The following is a 17,696-nucleotide window of genomic DNA, read 5'->3' as shown; positions in this document are numbered from 1 at the left end:
TGACTCGGTACGTGCGGCGGCAGGGTTCGCCGACCGCACTCCCCGTTAACGTCAGCGGCGCGAACGGGTCACGGCGCGTCCGGGCGCATCACCCGTGTGACGAACTGAGCCAGCGTCCCGATCGACTCCAGGCTGTCCAGGCCGATGTCGAGATCGGCCACGTCCACGTCGTACCGCTTCTTGACCGCGGCGAGCAGGGCGACGCCGGCGAGAGAGGTCAACGCGATCTGCGGGCCGAAGAGTTCGGTGTCCGCGGGGAGGCCGGCGAGGTACTCCGGGTCGAGGCGGGTGGCGTCGGCGACCATCGCGCGGATCTCGCGCTCGACGTCGGTTTGAGGGGTGGTCATGCTTCGGGGGTCTTTCTGACGTGGAGGTACGAGGGCGGCTGGGGGAGCGGGGCCGCGAGGGAGCGGGTGAGTACGGGGAGGGCGACGCCGTCCGCGCCATCCGTGGCGTCTGTGTCGGCTGTTCTGCGCAGCCCCGCCTGCCGCAGCAGGAGCCGCATCTCCAGGTTGGCGTCCGTCGGGCGCAGGGTGACGGAAAAGTTGTGTACGCCGTTTCCGCGCGCTTTCTCCATCAGGTGGATCAGGAACGCCGCCGCCGCGCCCCGGCCCGCGACCCGGCAGGACAGCGCGAGGAGGGGGACCGACCAGGTGTCCGGCGCCGAGTGGTCGACGAGGGCGGCGCCGATGATGCCGTAGTCGCCGAAGCGGTCGGACATGCGGGCGGTGTGGAGGGTGTGCGTGCCGGTGCCGGCGACCAGGGCGCGCAGCTTCTCGGGGGAGAGGCCCGAGGAGTTCAACCGGTGGGTGCGGGCGGCGAGTTCGAGGGCGCGGGGGACGTCCGCCGGGGTGGCCGGGCCGATCGTCAGGCGCATGTCGCACCAGGCGAGGAACTCCTCGCGGGTGCCCTCGAAGCGGTCGCCCTCCGCGCGGCGCACCGCTTCCGTGCGGTAGCGGTCGACGCGGGAGCGGGACTCCGGGGTGACCTCCTTGCCCTCGAACTCCGCGAGCAGCAGGGGGAGTTCCTCGGGGGCGAGGGTGGTGACGCCGGGCAGCAGGGCCGCCACCTCGGCGCGTTCGTACGGGGAGTCGTCGACGAGGAGCAACGAGTCGGTGGCGATGCCGAGTTCCTCGGAGATCCGGCGCAGGGCGACGCTCTTGTCCTGCCAGGAGACCTGGGGGGACAGGAAGCGGGCGTGCACGTCCGGGAGGTGCTCCGCGAGGCGGTCCAGGACCGTCGGCGCGCTGCGCGACGCGATGCTGCTGAGCACGCCGTGGGCCGTGAGGGTGTCGATCGCGGCGAGCATCTCCGGGCGGGGGGTGGGGAGTTCGTCGGTCGGAGTCTCGACCGCGACCTCGTCCCACAGGGTGCCGTCGAGGTCCCAGACGACGCACTTGACGTGGCCGTACGTGGTCACCGGGCGGCCTCCGCCGGTTCGTCGCCCGCCGGGAGCTTCAGCTTCATCGTGAGGCTCGTCGGGTCGAAGCCGAACCGGCGGTAGACCGTGCGCATCGGGACGTTGCCGACGTGGACCCGGCCGGTGACCTCCTCGATGCCGTTCGCCAGACAGAACTCCAGGCCCGCCGTGAGCAGGAGTTCGGCGACGTCCGCCCGGTTGTCGAGCGGGGAGACCGCCAGGGAGCGGAAGTTGGCGTAGCGGTCGCCGGTCATCGCGTTCGTGTTGATGCTGATCCAGCACCAGCCGACGGGGGCGCCGTCCGGGGCCGCCGCGACGATCATGCCCGCGCGGTTCTTCTCCATCGCCCTGCCGAGACGGGCCGACCACACCGCCGGGTCGTCGATGGCGTCCTCGCCGAAGGAGACGCGGGCGATCTCGGCCTCGAACTCGCCGATCGCGGGGAGGTCGGGTTCGGCGGCCTGGCGGGTGAGGTAGGGGGCGGCGCGGTGGGCGAGGGCGGTGCGGGCGTCGGGGGTGGGGGGGCGCCAGCCGGGTTTGGGGGTGGGGGGGTTGGTGAGGGGTGCGGGTGTCGCGGGTGCCGTCCGTGTTTCAGCAACCGGTTGCTGTCGCTGTTGCTGTCCGGTGGCCTCCGAGGCGGGCGGTGCCGGCATCGTCGTGGCCGGCTCCGTCGTAGTCGGCTCCGGCGTCTCCGGTACCAACTGGCCGGGCCGGAAAGGGCCCTTGCCGCAGTTCGGGCAGCCCTCCGCGCGCAGGGCGCCGACCGAGGACCACTTCGCGCCGGGGCCGACCTCGACCGACGTGCCGCAGGACATGCACTCGTAGCGCCGGGCGCGGGTGCGCTTGTCGCCGGTGTAGAGGGGGCCGGTGAAGTCGCCGGTGTGCGTCGGGGCCGTCGTACTCGTCGTCAGGAGGTGCTGGAAGAAGCCGACGCCGCCGAGGATGCCGCTGCCCTCGTACTCGTTGAAGTTGCGGATGTGGCCGTGGGTGACCAGGCCCAGGTCCATGATCTCCCGCTGGACGGCGAGCATCTGGTCCGGGCTCTTGCCGCCGAAGGAGAAGAAGATGCTGTGCGCGGCGCCGGGGCGCAGGCCCTCGACCGCGCGGGAGAGGAAGAGGCGCGCGCCCTCGGGGGTGTACGGCGGGTCGGTCATCGCCGCGTCGAACCGGCCGCGGAGCTGCTCGGGGAGCGGTTCGCGCAGGTCGTGCTCGACCGTCTCGACGCGCGTGCCGAGCGTGGCGGCGACCTTCCGGATGTACCCGAGGATCTCGGGGGAGATGTCGACGACGGTCACCCGCTCGACGATCGGCGTGCCCAGGACGTCCCCGACGACCGCGACCGCGAGGGAGACCAGGTCGTCGTCCCCGACCAGCAGCAGCGAGCCGCCCGGCAGGACCCCGGCGGTGAGCAGCGCGAGGACGCGGCGGACCTTCGTCTCGGGCGTGCAGTGCGACTGGTCGATCGCGAGGTCGGCGGCGGGGCCATCGGCCATCAGCGCGCTCAGGCGCCGTACGGCCTCGTCGAGCACGTCCGGGATGACCAGCTCGCGGCCGGCGCACGTTGTGCACGTGGCGTCCAGTGCGAGGTCCATGCCCAGCTCGCCCAGGAGCGCGCGGCCGGCCGGGGTCAGGCGGGAGGGGCGCTCCTTGCTGACCAGGCCGCGGCGGCGCAGTTCGTTGCCGACGGCCGCGACGATCGGGACCGGCAGGCTCGTCGCCCGGCTCAGCTCTTTCGTCGACGCCGGTTCCAGGCGGCGCAGCGCCCGCAGCACCGAGCGGACGCCGGGCGGGCCCTCCTGGAGCCGGACCGCTTCGGCGACTTCGCTGAGCACTCGATCGGCGGCCGTACTCACCAGGGGTCTCCAGGGCGGGGGAGGGTTTCGGACAGGGTGTCATCCAGTGTAAGGGACGGGAGTTCGGCGTATGCGAGGGAATAGCGGGGGTATTCGCTTCGGGAATTCGGTGCGGTCCGCCAGGGAATCCCTTGATCTTTTATCGGGGCGGAATTCCATAAAGTGAAGCAGGTCACGTCCGGCTGCCTTCTTGACGAACTGGCCGAAGTGCCGTAGGGGGCGTCTGATGCTAGGCTGGCATCCACGAGCGCCAGTGACTGGCCTCGCGACCTTCCCTGTTCGGCCGCGCGGACCAGCGCAGAAACCAAGCGAAAGGAGACGGGGACGGTGACCTCGGTCACGCTCCCCGGTCCCCCATGACGAACGCCGAAAGCCTTGCCACCGAGGGTATAGACGTCGACGATCTGTGCTCGTACGCCGTCGACGTATGGGTGAGCGACAACAGTATTCTGACGGACGAGGAACGCCTTCTCCAGGTGCTCAGGACGGCCGCCGAAAAGGGAAACGCCAAGGTGCTCGGCGAGGCGTCCCACGTGTTTCCGAATGGGGCGGTCACTGCGATTCTGCTCCTTTCGGCCTCCCACCTCAGCATCCACACGTGGCCGGAGTTCAACCTGGCCAACGTCGACCTGCTCGCGTACGGGCGGCTGAACGGCGAGCGGATGATGGAGAGCGTGGAGCTGGGGCTCGCGCCCACGCGGATCAACGTGACGCGGATGCTGCGCGCGGTCCACTGACCGCTGCCTCTGTCGCGGCCTGAGGGGCGGCGGCTCCGGGCGTCAGCTCGCGCCGCCGCTGTCGAAGGTCGTGTTCTCGAAGGAACGGCCCATCAGGACAGGGCCGTTGAAGATCCCACCGCTGATGGTGTTGCGGACCGAGGCGTTCTGGGCCGGGGTGAACTCCTCCACCAGTAACCGGAGTTCCTCCGCCGCCTCGGGGTTCTCCGCGAGCAGCCTGCGCAGGCGCATCCGCACCGACGCCGTGACATCGGCGGTCTCCTCCTCCGGCGCCGCGACCAACGCCGTGCGGGACGCGGTGAATTCGCCGTCCATGGCGTCCGCGCCGCCGGCCTCCCCGCGCGCGAAGAGCCGTACCACCCGCTGGCGCACCTGGTCCCACGCCTCCGTGGCCATCAGGCCGACGATCGTCGTCGCGCCCGTCCCGGCGAGTGCCACCAGTTCCGCTTCCACCCGCGTCCCCCTGTGAAGTCGTCCTCCCGTTCACGGTAGAGGGACGACCCTCGACTGCGCCACCACGGTAGTAAGTTGGGGCACTCGTGGGTGAACGGGAGGGTGGCCGGGTGGGCGAGAGCGGGTCGACGTACAACTCCATCTCCGGGGACGCGGCGTTCTTCGGGCCGGTCGTGATGGCGGAGCGGGTGGGGTCGTTGACGCTGCCACCCGGGCCCCCGCAGGTGACGCCTCGTCAAGTCCCCGTCGACACACCGCAGTTCGTCAACCGTACGGCCGAACTCGGCCGCCTGGACTCGGTCGCCGAGGCGCTGCGCGCGGCGCGTACCCCGGGTGTCGTCGTGCTGACCGGACTCGGCGGGGTGGGCAAGACCGCGCTGGTGGCGCGGTGGGCCGCCGGGGCGCCGGACTATCCCGGCGGCCACCTCTACGTGAACCTCGCGGACAGACGGCAGGACGGCGCGGTCGACGTCAGCGACGTACTCGCCCGGTTCCTGCGGGCCTTGGGGGTGCACCCGGATTTCGTCCCGGCCGAGGTGGACGAACGCGCCGCGCTCTTCCGGAGCCTCACCGCCCGGCAGGACACGCTCGTCGTGGTGGACAACGTCTGGCAGGCGGCCGAGATCAGGCCGCTCGTCCCGGCCTCGGGACTGCTCGTGGCCACCAGCAGGACCCGCCTGCCGGGCCTGGCCAGGGACGGCGCGGTCCTCATCGACCTCGACCCGCTCGACGAGTCGGCCGGCGTCGAACTCGTCCACCGGTGGCGGGACGCGGACACGGACGGCGCCGCCGCCGAACTGGTCCGGTTCTGCGGCGGCCTGCCGCTGGCGCTGGGCGTCGTCGGCGACTGGCTGGACGAGCACTCCCACCTCGGCCTGAGCGACGCTGTGGCCGAACTCTGCGCGGGCGAGGACGGGTTGGCGGCGGTGACGACGGTGCTCGACCTGATGTACGGGTCCCTCCCCGAGCCCGCGCGGCGGCTCTACCGCCTGTTGGGCCTGCTGCCGGGAACCACGGCCACCGGTTCCCTCGCGACGGCCGCCGGTGTCCCCGACGTGGGCAAGGCGGTGGCCCGGCTCATCTCCGCGCGCTCGGCGGAGGTCGTCGAGTCCCTCGACCGGCCCGTGCGCTTCCAACTGCACGACGTCGTCCGGCCGCACGCGCGCAAGGCCGCCCAAGGGCTTCCGGAGGCGGAGCGTACGGCCGTCCTGCGGGCTGTCGCCGACTTCTACCTCGCTGTGTGTGTGCATGCGGCCTCCTATGTGCTTGGCCCGCGCTTCTGGCTCCAGCCGCCGCCCACCCGCTCCCTGGCCGAACTGAGCGGCAGGGAACCGCTGTTCACCGACAAGGCCGAGGCCATCGAATGGCTCGACGCCGAACGCGGCAATCTCCTGGCCGTGTTGAGGGTGTGCGCCGAGCAGCGCTGGGACGACACCGTCTGGCAGCTCTGCGAATCGCTGTGGGCGCTCTACCACAGCCGCAAGCACCACCTGGACTCCATCGAGGCCCACACCCTCGGCATCGAGGCGGCCCGGCGCTGCGGGCGTGCCGACGCCGAGATCCGGATGCGGAACCAACTGGCGCGGGCGCACTACGAGTTGGGCGCGTACGAGGAGGCGCACCAAGTCCTGGACGCGGCAGGGGAGTTGCTCGACCGGGTCACCGACGCGCGGCTCAGCGGCGTGCTGTGGGAGACCCGGGGGCTGGTGTCCCTCGCGGAGGGGGCGGCGTGGCAGGGCCAGGGCCTCGCCGCCCGCGCGCAGGGCGCGTACGAGGACGCACACGCCTTGTTCCTCAAGGCACTTGAGGCCAACGCGGCCAGGGACGACGCCCACGGGATCGTCGTCCAGTCGTACAACGTCGGACAGGCGCTGCTGGCCGCCGGGCGGGCGGCGGAGGCGCTCGGTGTGCTCGACGAGGCGCGTGCGAAGGCCGTGGCCGGGAACAACACGGGGATGCTGCTGCGGCTCGACATCGTCCGGGCGAAAGCCCTGTACGCCCTCGGGCGTTCCGGGCCCGCCGTCGAAGCCGCGGTCGGCGCCGCCGAGCAGGCCGCCGCGAGCCGCCAGCACGCCAAGTTCGACCAAGCGCTGGGCGTCCTCGCCGAGTTGGCGGCGAGCGACCCGACGTTGCGGGCGGCCTGTGAGGCGAAGCTCGGGGAGCTGCGCCGGAACGTGGGCGTGAGGCCGTAGAGCGAGCGCGTCCGCCGATCCCGCAACCGCCGTACTGGAGAAGCCCGTTGTCCGTGTTCCGCCGTCCGCGTCCGCCGCGTGCCCGGTCCCGCTGGGACACTCAGTCGCCGCCCAGGGCAGCGGTGCTGGGGGTGGCGCGCACGCTGACCTCGGCGACGCGGGTGCTCGACGTGATGGAGCTGCTGCGCGTCGAGGACGGCATCGAGAAGTACTACACGGTGAATCCCGGCTCGGCCTTCGCGGACGGGCTGCACGAGTACCTGGTGTCCGTGGCGGGGCCGCGCGTGCTGACGTGGGCGGAGGCGACGCGGCGCACCTTCCAGCTCGCCGTCGCCTGCGCCGTGCACCCCACGATGCGGCGGCTCGACGCGCCGCTGATGGTGATGCCGCACGGCGCCGGGTACAACCGGCTGGTCAGCGAGTCGACGGGCGACGCGACGTCCCCGGCGGGGCTGTCCCGGCGGGAGCTGACGCACCGGGGCAAGGTGATCCCCGCCGCGATCGGCGTCTCGCATCCCGACCAGCTCGCCCGGCTGCTGGACACCTGCCCCGAGGCGGTGCCGCGCGCCGAGGTGATCGGCGACTGGTGCGCCCAGCGGATCCGGGACAGCGAGGCTCGACGCGACTGGTACCGCGCCCGGTTCGGCGTCACCGACGGGCGGCGGCTCGTCGTCCTGCACTCCACGTGGAGCGCGCACTCGCTGCTCGGCCGCCACCCCGGCCTGCCCCTCGATCTCGTCACCGCGCTGCCCGCCGACGAGTACGCCGTCGCCGCCGTCTTCCACCCCAACGTCTGGGCCAGGCACACCCGCGCCGACCTCCTGGAGCGGCTGCGCGAGCCGATGGACGCGGGCCTGATGGTGATCCCGCCCGAGGAGGGCTGGCGGGCCGCGATCGTCGCCTGCGACGCGGTGATCGGCGACCACGGCAGCACGACGTTCTACTCCGCCGCCCACGACCGCCCCACCCTCCTCGCCACCGCCGGCCTCGCCGAACTCGACCCCGTGTCCCCGGCCGCGGCCTTCGCCGCCACCGCGCCCCGCCTCGACCCCTCGGGCGACCTGCACGCCCAACTCCTGCGCGCGCAGCGGGAGTACGACCCCGGCGTGCTGCGGCCCGTCGTCGACAGCCAGCTCGCGGACGTCGAGAAGTCGGGGGAGCGGACGCAGCGGCGGCTGTACGCGTTCCTGGAGCACCGAGGGGTTCCCCTGCCCCGGCAACTGCCCGGCCCGTCCCCGGTCCCCGAGCCGTCGCCGGAACGGGGGGCGCCGACTTTGGCGTACGTGGTCACGGGCGCCGTCCTGCCCGACGGCTCGGTCGGGGTGCGCCGGCTGCCGATGGTGCCGGGGCGGGTCGGCGCCGGCTTCGCCGGGGCGGCGGGCAGCGGCTCTGCCGAGGAGGGGGGCGGCTTCTACGCCGTCGCCGCCGAGTGCGCGCATCCGACGTGGTCCCAGAGCGCCGACGTCATCGCCCGTACGGTCCCCGTCGTGGACCCCTCCCCGGCGGACTGGTGCCTGCGCGAGGCGCCCCGCCGTCTCGGCGCCGCCGTCCTGGCTGCCCGGATCGACGACTTCTCCGCCGTCGTCCGCCTGCGCGACACCCTCTTCGAGGCCCACACCGAACGCCCCTGGGGCGGACTTCGGCCAACCTTGGACCCCCTCCTCCTGGGCGCCGCCCTCAACCTGTGGCTGACGGACGGGCACAGCGGGGCGGAGCTGGTGCGGGGGCTGGTGATCCGGACGGGGCCCGGGAGCGTACGCGTCGCGTTCACCCGGGCTGCGACGAGCCTTGCCCTTGACGGGGTGTGAGAGGTGCGGTGCGCCCCCGGCAGGACTCGAACCTGCGGCCAAGCGCTTAGAAGGCGCCTGCTCTATCCACTGAGCTACGGGGGCCGGGTGGTCGGCGGTGTGCCGGGACCGGGTGGGGCCGTCGGGACGTTGCCGGGGACAAGGATAGGGCTCCCGGCTCCTTGTCCTGGTTGCTTCCCCTCCGTGGCTCGATGTGGAGGTTCGGTGAAGCGGTCCTGATAATCGCAGGCAGGTGCGAATCGTGCACCGTTTTTGGGGGTCCTGAGCGCCGGGTGTTGTGCACTCGTTATGCCTGGGGCGCGCTCTTGTCCCGCTCGTCCCTTCCGTCCCCTGTGTCCAGTCGGCGCGCAGACATCCCTATGTGCTTCAGAAATCACCTGAAATTGGGCATTCTTCGCATGTGGTGACCTTGGACGTACGGCCTCAGCTGCTCGACGCACTCTCCGCCCTGCGCGACCGTGTCGCCGCCGCACGCTTCCCGCTGCCCCTGGCGGGGGCGCCACGCGCGCGTGCCAACCGCGACGAACTCCTCGCCCAGCTCGACGACTACCTGGTGCCCCGGCTCAGAGCCCCCGAAGCGCCGCTCCTCGCGGTCGTCGGCGGCTCCACCGGCGCCGGCAAGTCCACCCTCGTCAACTCCCTGGTCGGACACCGCGTCAGCGAGGCGGGGGTGCTGCGGCCGACCACCCGTACCCCCGTACTCGTCTGCCACCCCGAGGACCATCACTGGTTCAGCGGCATGCGCGTACTGCCCGGCCTCACGCGCGCGTGGGTACCCCATCAGGAACCCGCCGACGACCTCCTCCTGCCCGGCGAGGACGGCCGCCACGTCCTGCGCGTCGAGACCGCCGACACCCTCCCGGCCGGCCTCGCCCTCCTCGACGCCCCCGACATCGACTCCCTGGTGGCCGAGAACCGCACCCTCGCGGCCCAGCTGATCTGCGCCGCCGACGTCTGGATCATGGTCACCACCGCCGCCCGCTACGCCGACGCCGTCCCCTGGCACCTGCTGCGCACGGCCAAGGAGTACGACGCGACCCTGGTGACCGTCCTCGACCGCGTCCCCCACCAGGTCGTCTCCGAGGTCTCCCGCCAGTACGGCGCCCTCCTCGCCAAGGCCGGGCTCGGCGAGGTGCCGCGCTTCACCGTCCCCGAACTCCCCGAGTCCGCCTGGGGCGGCGGCCTCCTGCCCGCCACCGCCGTCGCGCCCCTGCGCACCTGGCTCGTCCACCACGCCCAGGATCCCGGCGCCCGCCACCGCGCGATGGCCCGCACCGCCCACGGCGTCCTCGACTCCCTCAAGTCCCGCATGCCGGAACTCGCGGGCGCCGCCGCCGCCCAGTACGCCGCCGCGCTGCGCCTGACCGCCGCCGTCGACAACGCCTACGACACCGAGTACGCGCGCGTACGCGGGCGCCTCCAGAGCGGCGCCGTGCTCGCAGGAGACGCTCTGAAGCGCTGGCGGGCCTTTCCCCTCGACTGCACCCCCGCGGAGCTCCTGGACGCCCTTGTGGAGTCCCTGGCGGCCCTCCTGCTGTGCGCCGTCACCGCCGCCGACGAACGCGTCGCCGACGCCTGGCGCCGCGAACCCGCCGCCGGGCACCTCGACGACCGCGACCCCGACCTGGAGAGCGCCGAACACCGCATCGGCCTCGCCGTACGGCGCTGGCGGCGCGAACTGGAGGAGTACGCCGAGGACGAGGTCCGCGACCTCGACCGGGGCTCGGCGCCCGACCCCGAGTCCGTCGCCGCCCTCGTCGCCACCGCCCTCCTCGGCGGCCGGCGCGCCCGCTCCGCCGGCGAGGGCCTCGCCGAACGCCTCGGCGCCCACGGGGCGCTGCGCCTGCGCGACCGGGGAGGCCGCCTCCTCACCGCCCACCTCGACCGGGTCGTCACCACCGAACGCGAACGCCGCCTCGCCCCCCTCGACGGGCTCGACGTCCACGCCGAACCGCAGGCCGAACTGATCGCCGCGCTGTCCGTATTGCAGAAGGAGAGGTGACGGATGACCGCCGTCACGGACCATCAGGAACACGAGCGGGACGGGTCCCCGGAGGACCTCGGGGACGAGGGCCCTGTGACCGAAGTTGTCGCAAACGTCGCCTCTGAGGAGGGCGATGACGAAAACGGCGCCCCCAGGGACGACGATTTCCCCGACGCGCCCCTTGCAGACGCCAAGGCCGCACCCCCCGCCGACCCCGACGCCATCTCCTGGGACGACGGCCTCATCGCCCGCCGCGTCACCGCGGGCGACCCCGAACCCCCCGCCGCCCCGGAACCCCGCACCGGCCCCCTCTCCTCCGCCCCCCTCGCCTACGACGGCCCCCTCAGGTCCCGCCTGGACGCCCTCAGGGAACTCGTCGGCCTCTCGCGCGCGCGCCTGGACGGCAAGACCCTCGCCGAGGCCGGCCGCGTCCTGGACGAGGCGGCGGCCCGGCGCAGACTCTCCGGCCAGCACACCGTCGTCGCCATCGCCGGCGCCACCGGCAGCGGCAAGTCCCAGCTCTTCAACGCCCTGGCCGGCGTCACGATCTCCGAGACGGGCGTACGGCGGCCCACCACGGCCGCGCCGATCGCGTGCAGCTGGAGCGACGGCGCGGCGGGCCTCATCGACCGCCTGGGCATCCCCGGACGCCTGCGCAGACGCCCCGTGCAGAGCCCCGAGGCCGAGGCGCAGCTGCGCGGACTGGTCCTCGTCGACCTCCCCGACCACGACTCCGCCGCCGCCTTGCACCGCGAGCAGGTCGACCGGGTCCTGGCCCTGGTGGACGCCGTCATCTGGGTCGTCGACCCGGAGAAGTACGCCGACGCCGTCATCCACGAGCGCTACCTGCGCCCCATGGCGGGCCATGCCGAGGTCATGTTCGTCGTCCTCAACCAGGTCGACAGGCTCCCCGGCGAGGCCGCCGAGCTCGTCCTCGACGACCTGCGCAGACTCCTCGACGAGGACGGCATCGCGCTCGGCGAGTACGGCGAACCCGGCGCGCGGGTCCTCGGCCTGTCCGCGCTCACCGGGGACGGCGTACCGGAACTGCGCGAGCTGCTCGGCCAGTTCGTCACCGAGCGCGAGGCGCCCGCGCGCAGGGTGGCCGCCGACATCGACGCCGCCGCCGCGCGGCTGCGGCCCGTCTACGCGCCCGCGCGCCGCGCGGGGCTCACCGAGGAGGCGCGCGACGAGTTCGCCGCCCGCCTCGCGGACGCCGTCGGAGCGAGCGCGGCCGGGGACGCCGCCGAGCGCGCGTGGCTGCGCAACGCGAACCGCGCGTGCGGGACGCCGTGGCTGCGGCTGTGGCGCTGGTACCAGGACCGGCGCGACCCGCCGACCGGGCGGCTTCCCGTGCGCGCGCAGATGGACGAGGAGGCGACCGCGCGCCAGCGCGTGGAACAGGCGGTCCGTACGGTCGCCGACCGCGCGTCCTCGGGGCTGCCGGCGCCCTGGGCGCTCGCCGTGCGCGAGGCCGCCGTACGGGGCTCCCAGGGGCTTCCCGAGGCGCTCGACGACCTCGCCGCGCGCGCGGGGCTGCCGCCCGGGCGTCCGCCCCGGCCCGGCTGGTGGCCCGTCGCCGTGTTCGCCCAGGCGTCCATGACGGTCCTCCAGATCGTCGGGGGGCTGTGGCTGGTCGCGCAGATCGCCGGGGTCATGGCTCCCAACCTCGGGGTGCCGGTGCTGCTGATGGTCGCCGGGATCATCGGCGGGCCGCTCGTCGAGTGGAGCTGCCGGATGGCCGCGCGGGGGCCCGCCCGGCGGTACGGGCAGGACGCGGAGCGGCGGTTGCGGGAGGCGGCGGCCGGGTGCGGGCGGGCTCGGGTGCTCGATCCGGTGGCGGCCGAGCTGCTGCGGTACCGGGAGGTGCGGGAGCAGTACGGGAGGGTGGTGGGGGTGGGGGGCCGGTAGACGGGGGTGGGCGGCGGTGCCTGCCGGTGTCCGGTGCCGCCGCTTTTCCGTGTACGGAGGGTGATCATCGGCGTGTACGGAGGGTGATCCGTGCAGGTGATCCACAGGTCGCGTGACGTGGTGTCACTCGATCGGGTGGCGGGGTTTTCCCCAGGCCGGGTGGTTGTCCACAGGGCTCGGCGGGATTTTCGCGGCCGGTCCAGTCTGGCTCTGCGGCGATCACGAACGGCGTGGTCGGCGCGTGACAGACAAGGGGTGAGCGATGAACGAGGTCACGATGTGCGCGGTGGGGAACGTCGCGACGCAGCCCGTCTACCGGGAGCTCGCGGCCGGCGCCTCGGCGCGGTTCCGGCTCGCGGCGACCGCGCGGTACTGGGACCGGGAGAAGAACGAGTGGGTGGACGGGCACACCAACTTCTTCACGGTGTGGGCCAACCGGCAGCTCGCCGTGAACGTGGCGGCGTCGCTGTCGGTGGGGGACCCGGTGGTCGTGCAGGGGCGGCTGAAGGTGCGCTCGGACCTGCGGGACGGGCAGAACTGGACGTCCGCCGACATCGACGCGTCGGCGATCGGACACGATCTGGCGCGGGGCACCTCGGCGTTCGTCCGCGCGGCCAAGGCGGAGCCGGCGGGCGGGCGGCCGGAGCAGGAGCCGGAGTGGGAGACGCCCGCGGAGCGGGAGCCGGTGCGCGTGGCGTGAGGCCAAGAGGCGGCTGACAGCGCCGGGTTGGGGCTTGTCGGGGGATCACACCTCGCACGGGAGCGGATCAACCGCCGTGAAAGAGCGTTGATTTGTCGATAAGCCCGGCTCTCCGGCCCGTTGGAGCGATCTTGGGATAACGATTCCGATTCGGATCGGTTGCCCGATGATCCGACGGGGAAAGGGGCCGCGCCGCTCTCTCTAGGATGCGCGACATGGCCCTTGTGGCTTCCGATTCTGCTGGTGGGACCCCGTCCCCCACGTCAACGGGTCCCGCTCGAAGGGGAATTGCGTGCTTTCTTCGATCACTGTGCCGCTCGCCCGAGGGGTCGGCCGCCTCGCCGCGGTGACCCTGGTGTCCGGGCTCGCCGCCGCCGGAATCCTGGCCGGCGCGGGCCAGGCCGCCGCTGCCGCGGGTGCGCAGGCGCAGGGCGGGGCGACCGCGACCATAGGCGGACTGAAGGTCTACGGCAGCGCGGTGCTCCACGAGGAGGGCGGCGACCAGGAGATCCCGGCAGGGCTGTTCGAGATGTCCGTCGACGGCGGGGGGACGCTCCAGACGTACTGCGTCGACGTCTACACCCCCACCCAGAAGGACGCGAAGTACCACGAGACCGCGTGGAGCGGGACCTCGCTGGCCGCCAACAAGCGGGCCGGGCGCGTCGGGTGGATCCTCCAGAACTCCTATCCGCAGGTCAACGACCTCGCCTCGCTCGCAGGGAAGGCCGGGATCAAGAGCGGGCTCACCGAGCAGGACGCGGCGGCCGGGACGCAGGTGGCGATCTGGCGGTACTCGGACGGGGCGGACGTCGACGCGGTCGATCCGCAGGCGCGCCAGCTCGCCGACTACCTGGAGAAGGCCGCCCGCGACGCCGCCGAGCCGCCCGCGTCCCTGACCGTCGACACCCCGGCCGTCTCCGGCAAACCCGGTGACCTGCTCGGGCCGGTGACCGTGCACACCGACGCCGGGACCGTGTCCGTGGCGCCGCCGCCGGACGCCGCGATCAGCGGGGTACGGGTCGTCGACGCCGACGGGAAGCCGGTCACCTCAGCCGGTGACGGGAGCCGGCTGTACTTCGAGGTGCCGGCCGAGGCCGCCGCCGGGTCCGCGCGGGTGACGCTCCAGGCGTCGACGACCGTGCCCGTCGGGCGCGCGTTCGTCTCCGAGGGGCGCAGCCAGACCCAGATCCTCGCCGGGTCCAGCGAGTCGACGGTCTCCGCGAGCGCGGTGGCCAGCTGGGGCGCGGCGGGGGCGGTGCCCGCGCTCTCCGCCGCGCGGGACTGCCTGAAGGGCGGCCTCGACATCACCGCGTCCAACAAGGGCGACCAGCCGTACACGTTCGCGCTCCTCACGGCCGAGTACACGGTGGGCGCGGGCGAGACCCGCACCTTCACGGTCCCCCTCCAGGAGGACCAGCCCTACGACTTCACCCTCACGACCCCCCAGGGCACGGCCCCCCGCTTCACCGGCGTCCTCGACTGCAAGACCCAGTCCCGCACGACCTCCAACCTCACCACCCAGACCTACAGCGACCCGGCCCCCGCGACGGTCCTCCCGGCCACGCCGACCAACCTCGCGGTCACGGGCTCCGACAGCGCGACCCCCCTCATCGCCGGAACCGCCATCGGCCTGGTCCTCGTCGGGGGCACGGCGCTGGTGCTGACGGCGAGGAAGAACCAGGGCGCGGGCAAGTAGGCGAGCCGGACCGCCGGAAACGCAGGGTGACCGGCCGGTCACCCGCACCTACGAGGAAAACCCCAGGTCACCCCACCCCCGCCCAACAGGTTTCCGCCCAGGGATGGACGTACGGCAAGATGGGGTGTATCTGCCCACTGCCAGATCTCAAGTTGCCGGACGGTTTCTCTTGGCTGAGTACATCTACACCATGCGCAAGACGCGCAAGGCGATCGGCGACAAGGTCATCCTTGACGACGTGTCGCTGAACTTCCTCCCCGGCGCGAAGATCGGTGTGGTCGGGCCGAACGGGGCCGGTAAGTCGACGATCCTGAAGATCATGGCGGGTCTCGACCAGCCGTCGAACGGCGACGCGTTCCTGTCGCCGGGATACACGGTCGGGATCCTGCTCCAGGAGCCGCCGCTGAACGAGGAGAAGACGGTCCTGGAGAACGTCCAGGAAGGCGTCTCCGAGGTCAAGGGCAAGCTCGACCGCTTCAACGAGATCGCCGAGCTGATGGCGACCGACTACAGCGACGCGCTGCTCGACGAGATGGGCAAGCTCCAGGAGGAGCTGGACCACGCCAACGCGTGGGACCTCGACGCCCAGCTGGAGCAGGCGATGGACGCGCTGGGCTGCCCGCCCGGCGACTGGCAGGTCACCAACCTGTCCGGCGGCGAGAAGCGCCGGGTCGCCCTGTGCAAGCTCCTCCTCGAAGCCCCCGACCTGCTGCTCCTCGACGAGCCCACCAACCACCTCGACGCCGAGTCGGTGAACTGGCTGGAGCAGCACCTCGCCAAGTACGAGGGCACGATCGTCGCCGTCACCCACGACCGGTACTTCCTCGACAACGTCGCGGGCTGGATCTGCGAGGTCGACCGCGGCCGGCTGCACGGCTACGAGGGCAACTACTCCAAGTACCTGGAGACCAAGGCCACCCGCCTCAAGGTCGAGGGCCAGAAGGACGCCAAGCGCCAGAAGCGGCTCAAGGAAGAGCTGGAGTGGGTGCGGTCCAACGCGAAGGGCCGCCAGGCCAAGTCGAAGGCCCGCCTCGCCCGGTACGAGGAGATGGCCGCCGAGGCCGACAAGATGCGGAAGCTGGACTTCGAGGAGATCCAGATCCCGCCGGGCCCGCGCCTGGGCTCCATCGTCGTCGAGGTCAACAACCTGACCAAGGCGTTCGGCGACAAGGTCCTCATCGACGACCTCAGCTTCACGCTCCCGCGCAACGGCATCGTCGGCGTCATCGGCCCGAACGGCGCCGGCAAGACGACCCTGTTCAAGATGATCCAGGGCCTGGAGACCCCCGACTCCGGCACGATCAAGGTCGGCGAGACCGTCAAGATCTCGTACGTCGACCAGAGCCGCGAGAACATCGACCCCAAGAAGTCGCTGTGGGCCGTCGTCTCCGACGAGCTGGACTACATCAACGTCGGCCAGGTCGAGATGCCCTCACGCGCGTACGTCAGCGCCTTCGGCTTCAAGGGCCCCGACCAGCAGAAGGCCGCCGGCGTCCTGTCCGGCGGTGAGCGCAACCGCCTCAACCTCGCGCTCACCCTCAAGCAGGGCGGCAACCTGCTCCTCCTCGACGAGCCGACCAACGACCTCGACGTCGAGACGCTCTCCTCGCTGGAGAACGCGCTCCTGGAGTTCCCGGGCGCGGCCGTGGTCGTCTCCCACGACCGCTGGTTCCTCGACCGGGTCGCCACGCACATCCTCGCCTACGAGGGCGAGTCCAAGTGGTTCTGGTTCGAGGGCAACTTCGAGTCCTACGAGAAGAACAAGGTCGAGCGGCTCGGTGCGGACGCCGCCCGCCCGCACCGCGCCACCTACAAGAAGCTGACCCGGGGCTGACCTTGCGGCACATCTACCACTGCCCCCTGCGCTGGGCGGACATGGACGCCTACGGCCACGTCAACAACGTGGTCTTCCTCCGCTACCTGGAGGAAGCGCGCATCGACTTCCTGTTCCGTCCGGACAAGGACTTCCAGCAGGGGTCGGTGGTGTCGCGCCACGAGATCGACTACAAACGGCAGTTGGTCCACCGGCACGCGCCGGTCACCATCGAGCTGTGGGTCACGGAGATACGGGCCGCGTCCTTCACCGTCCGGTACGAGGTGAAGGACGACGGCGTCGTGTACGTCCGCGCCGCCACCGTCATCGTCCCGTTCGACTTCCAGGCGGAGCGGCCCCGCCGGCTCACCGCGGAGGAGCGGGAGTTCCTGGAGGAGTACCGCGACGACCCGCAGGGGGCCGTCGCCGCATGACGGTGCTCCATCTCGCCGACGAGGGGGAGGCCGCCGACCTCGCCGCCTTCCTCTCCCGGCTGCTGCACTACGACCGAGGCGCGGCCGTCCGGCTCCAGGCGGCCGGCACCGCGCTCGCCGTCTTCGGACGGCCCCCGTCCTTCGAGGTCCTCGCGGTACGGGCCGTACGGCTCGCGAAGCCGTACGAGGACGGGCTCGACGCGAGCCTCGATGTCACCGTCTCCGCGGGGGAGTTGCTGGAGGGCGTCGACGAGAACGGGTCCCTCCTCACCGTGCCGGGCGCGGTGACCGGCCCGCCCTGGGCCGGAGTCCTGCCCCCCAAGGGCGGCTGGCGCGCCGAGGGCGGGCTGCCCGGCGTCGTCGAGCTGCGGGACCTCGTCGCCGGGGTCGTCGGTGAATTCCGGCGCCGCAGCGAGGAGTTGGCGGCCGAGCGGCGTACCCGGGCCGAGCTGGACCGGATCGGGCGGGAGATCTGGTCGCGTACGGTCGGGGCAACTCCCCTGCCCGTACGGGCCGTTCACGCCGCCCAGGCGCTCGGGTTCCTGCGGCCCGCCACCCCGGATGCGAGCCTGTTCTCCTCCGGGGCGTGGCTGCGGCTGCGCACCGAGCACGGGTCGATCGCCGTACGGCGCGCGGGACTTGGCGATTTCGGGCTCAGCGTGCGCTGAACTGCCGTGACGGGGCAGGGGCGTTGA

The 17,696-nt window shown here is 72.5% G+C and carries 14 protein-coding genes and 1 tRNA gene; 10 read left to right on the top strand and 5 right to left on the bottom strand.

Annotated features, from left to right (window positions below; all coding sequences use genetic code 11):
- Nucleotides 1-68: 68 nt before the first annotated feature.
- From PV682_RS18455 to PV682_RS18445, 3 genes are read right to left on the bottom strand one after another with little or no spacing between them, the layout of a single operon-like run.
- Entirely contained in the window at nt 69-347 is a 279-nt protein-coding gene (locus PV682_RS18455) for an acyl carrier protein (protein ID WP_319731125.1), read from the bottom strand.
- Nucleotides 344-1,420, bottom strand: a complete 1,077-nt coding sequence (locus tag PV682_RS18450; protein ID WP_319731123.1) for an HAD-IIIC family phosphatase — start codon at nt 1,418-1,420, stop codon at nt 344-346. Before PV682_RS18450 ends, PV682_RS18455 begins: the two co-directional genes overlap by 4 nt.
- On the bottom strand, nt 1,417-3,273 hold the full coding sequence (locus PV682_RS18445; RefSeq protein ID WP_319731122.1) for a GNAT family N-acetyltransferase: 1,857 nt from the start codon (nt 3,271-3,273) through the stop codon (nt 1,417-1,419). Before PV682_RS18445 ends, PV682_RS18450 begins: the two co-directional genes overlap by 4 nt.
- Before the next feature lie 356 nt (nt 3,274-3,629).
- On the opposite strand from PV682_RS18445, the gene PV682_RS18440 reads away from it, so the two are divergent.
- Nucleotides 3,630-4,010 (top strand): S-adenosylmethionine decarboxylase family protein, encoded by a 381-nt coding sequence (locus PV682_RS18440; protein ID WP_055724003.1) that lies wholly within the window; start codon nt 3,630-3,632, stop codon nt 4,008-4,010.
- Nucleotides 4,011-4,052: 42 nt separating this feature from the next.
- On the opposite strand, the gene PV682_RS18435 is transcribed toward PV682_RS18440, so the two are convergent.
- Nucleotides 4,053-4,463, bottom strand: coding sequence for a hypothetical protein (locus tag PV682_RS18435; protein WP_319731119.1), 411 nt, complete (start codon nt 4,461-4,463; stop codon nt 4,053-4,055).
- Between the two features lie 86 nt (nt 4,464-4,549).
- On the opposite strand from PV682_RS18435, the gene PV682_RS18430 reads away from it, so the two are divergent.
- Both PV682_RS18430 and PV682_RS18425 read left to right on the top strand, forming a co-directional pair.
- Nucleotides 4,550-6,655, top strand: a complete 2,106-nt coding sequence (locus tag PV682_RS18430; protein ID WP_319731117.1) for an NB-ARC domain-containing protein — start codon at nt 4,550-4,552, stop codon at nt 6,653-6,655.
- A gap of 131 nt (nt 6,656-6,786) precedes the next feature.
- A complete protein-coding gene (locus PV682_RS18425; RefSeq protein WP_319731115.1) occupies nt 6,787-8,463 on the top strand; it encodes a hypothetical protein in 1,677 nt (558 codons plus the stop codon).
- Nucleotides 8,464-8,474: 11 nt separating this feature from the next.
- On the opposite strand, the gene PV682_RS18420 is transcribed toward PV682_RS18425, so the two are convergent.
- A tRNA-Arg gene (locus tag PV682_RS18420) sits at nt 8,475-8,547 on the bottom strand.
- A gap of 316 nt (nt 8,548-8,863) precedes the next feature.
- Between PV682_RS18420 and PV682_RS18415 the strand changes: the two genes are divergently transcribed.
- From PV682_RS18415 to PV682_RS18385, 7 genes are all read left to right on the top strand, one after another.
- Nucleotides 8,864-10,465, top strand: a complete 1,602-nt coding sequence (locus PV682_RS18415) for a dynamin family protein (RefSeq protein ID WP_319731113.1) — start codon at nt 8,864-8,866, stop codon at nt 10,463-10,465.
- A 3-nt stretch (nt 10,466-10,468) separates the two neighbouring features.
- A complete protein-coding gene (locus PV682_RS18410) occupies nt 10,469-12,358 on the top strand; it encodes a YfjP family GTPase (RefSeq protein ID WP_319731110.1) in 1,890 nt (629 codons plus the stop codon).
- 262 nt (nt 12,359-12,620) lie between these two features.
- Entirely contained in the window at nt 12,621-13,058 is a 438-nt protein-coding gene (locus PV682_RS18405; RefSeq protein WP_319731108.1) for a single-stranded DNA-binding protein, read from the top strand.
- A gap of 292 nt (nt 13,059-13,350) precedes the next feature.
- Complete coding sequence (locus PV682_RS18400) at nt 13,351-14,754, top strand: Cys-Gln thioester bond-forming surface protein (protein ID WP_319731106.1); 1,404 nt, start codon at nt 13,351-13,353, stop codon at nt 14,752-14,754.
- 169 nt (nt 14,755-14,923) lie between these two features.
- Entirely contained in the window at nt 14,924-16,588 is a 1,665-nt protein-coding gene (gene ettA, locus PV682_RS18395) for an energy-dependent translational throttle protein EttA (RefSeq protein ID WP_319731104.1), read from the top strand.
- Between the two features lie 2 nt (nt 16,589-16,590).
- Nucleotides 16,591-17,001: an acyl-CoA thioesterase gene (locus PV682_RS18390; RefSeq protein ID WP_055717978.1), complete on the top strand. Its 411-nt coding sequence runs from the start codon at nt 16,591-16,593 to the stop codon at nt 16,999-17,001.
- Nucleotides 16,998-17,669, top strand: a complete 672-nt coding sequence (locus PV682_RS18385) for a hypothetical protein (protein WP_319731101.1) — start codon at nt 16,998-17,000, stop codon at nt 17,667-17,669. Before PV682_RS18390 ends, PV682_RS18385 begins: the two co-directional genes overlap by 4 nt.
- Nucleotides 17,670-17,696 lie beyond the last annotated feature (27 nt).

The sequence above is a fragment of the Streptomyces niveiscabiei genome (assembly GCF_033794345.1).
Lineage (GTDB): Bacteria > Actinomycetota > Actinomycetes > Streptomycetales > Streptomycetaceae > Streptomyces > Streptomyces niveiscabiei.
The sequence above is the reverse complement of the archived record's forward strand: the minus strand, read 5'-3'. Positions and strand labels throughout refer to the sequence as shown.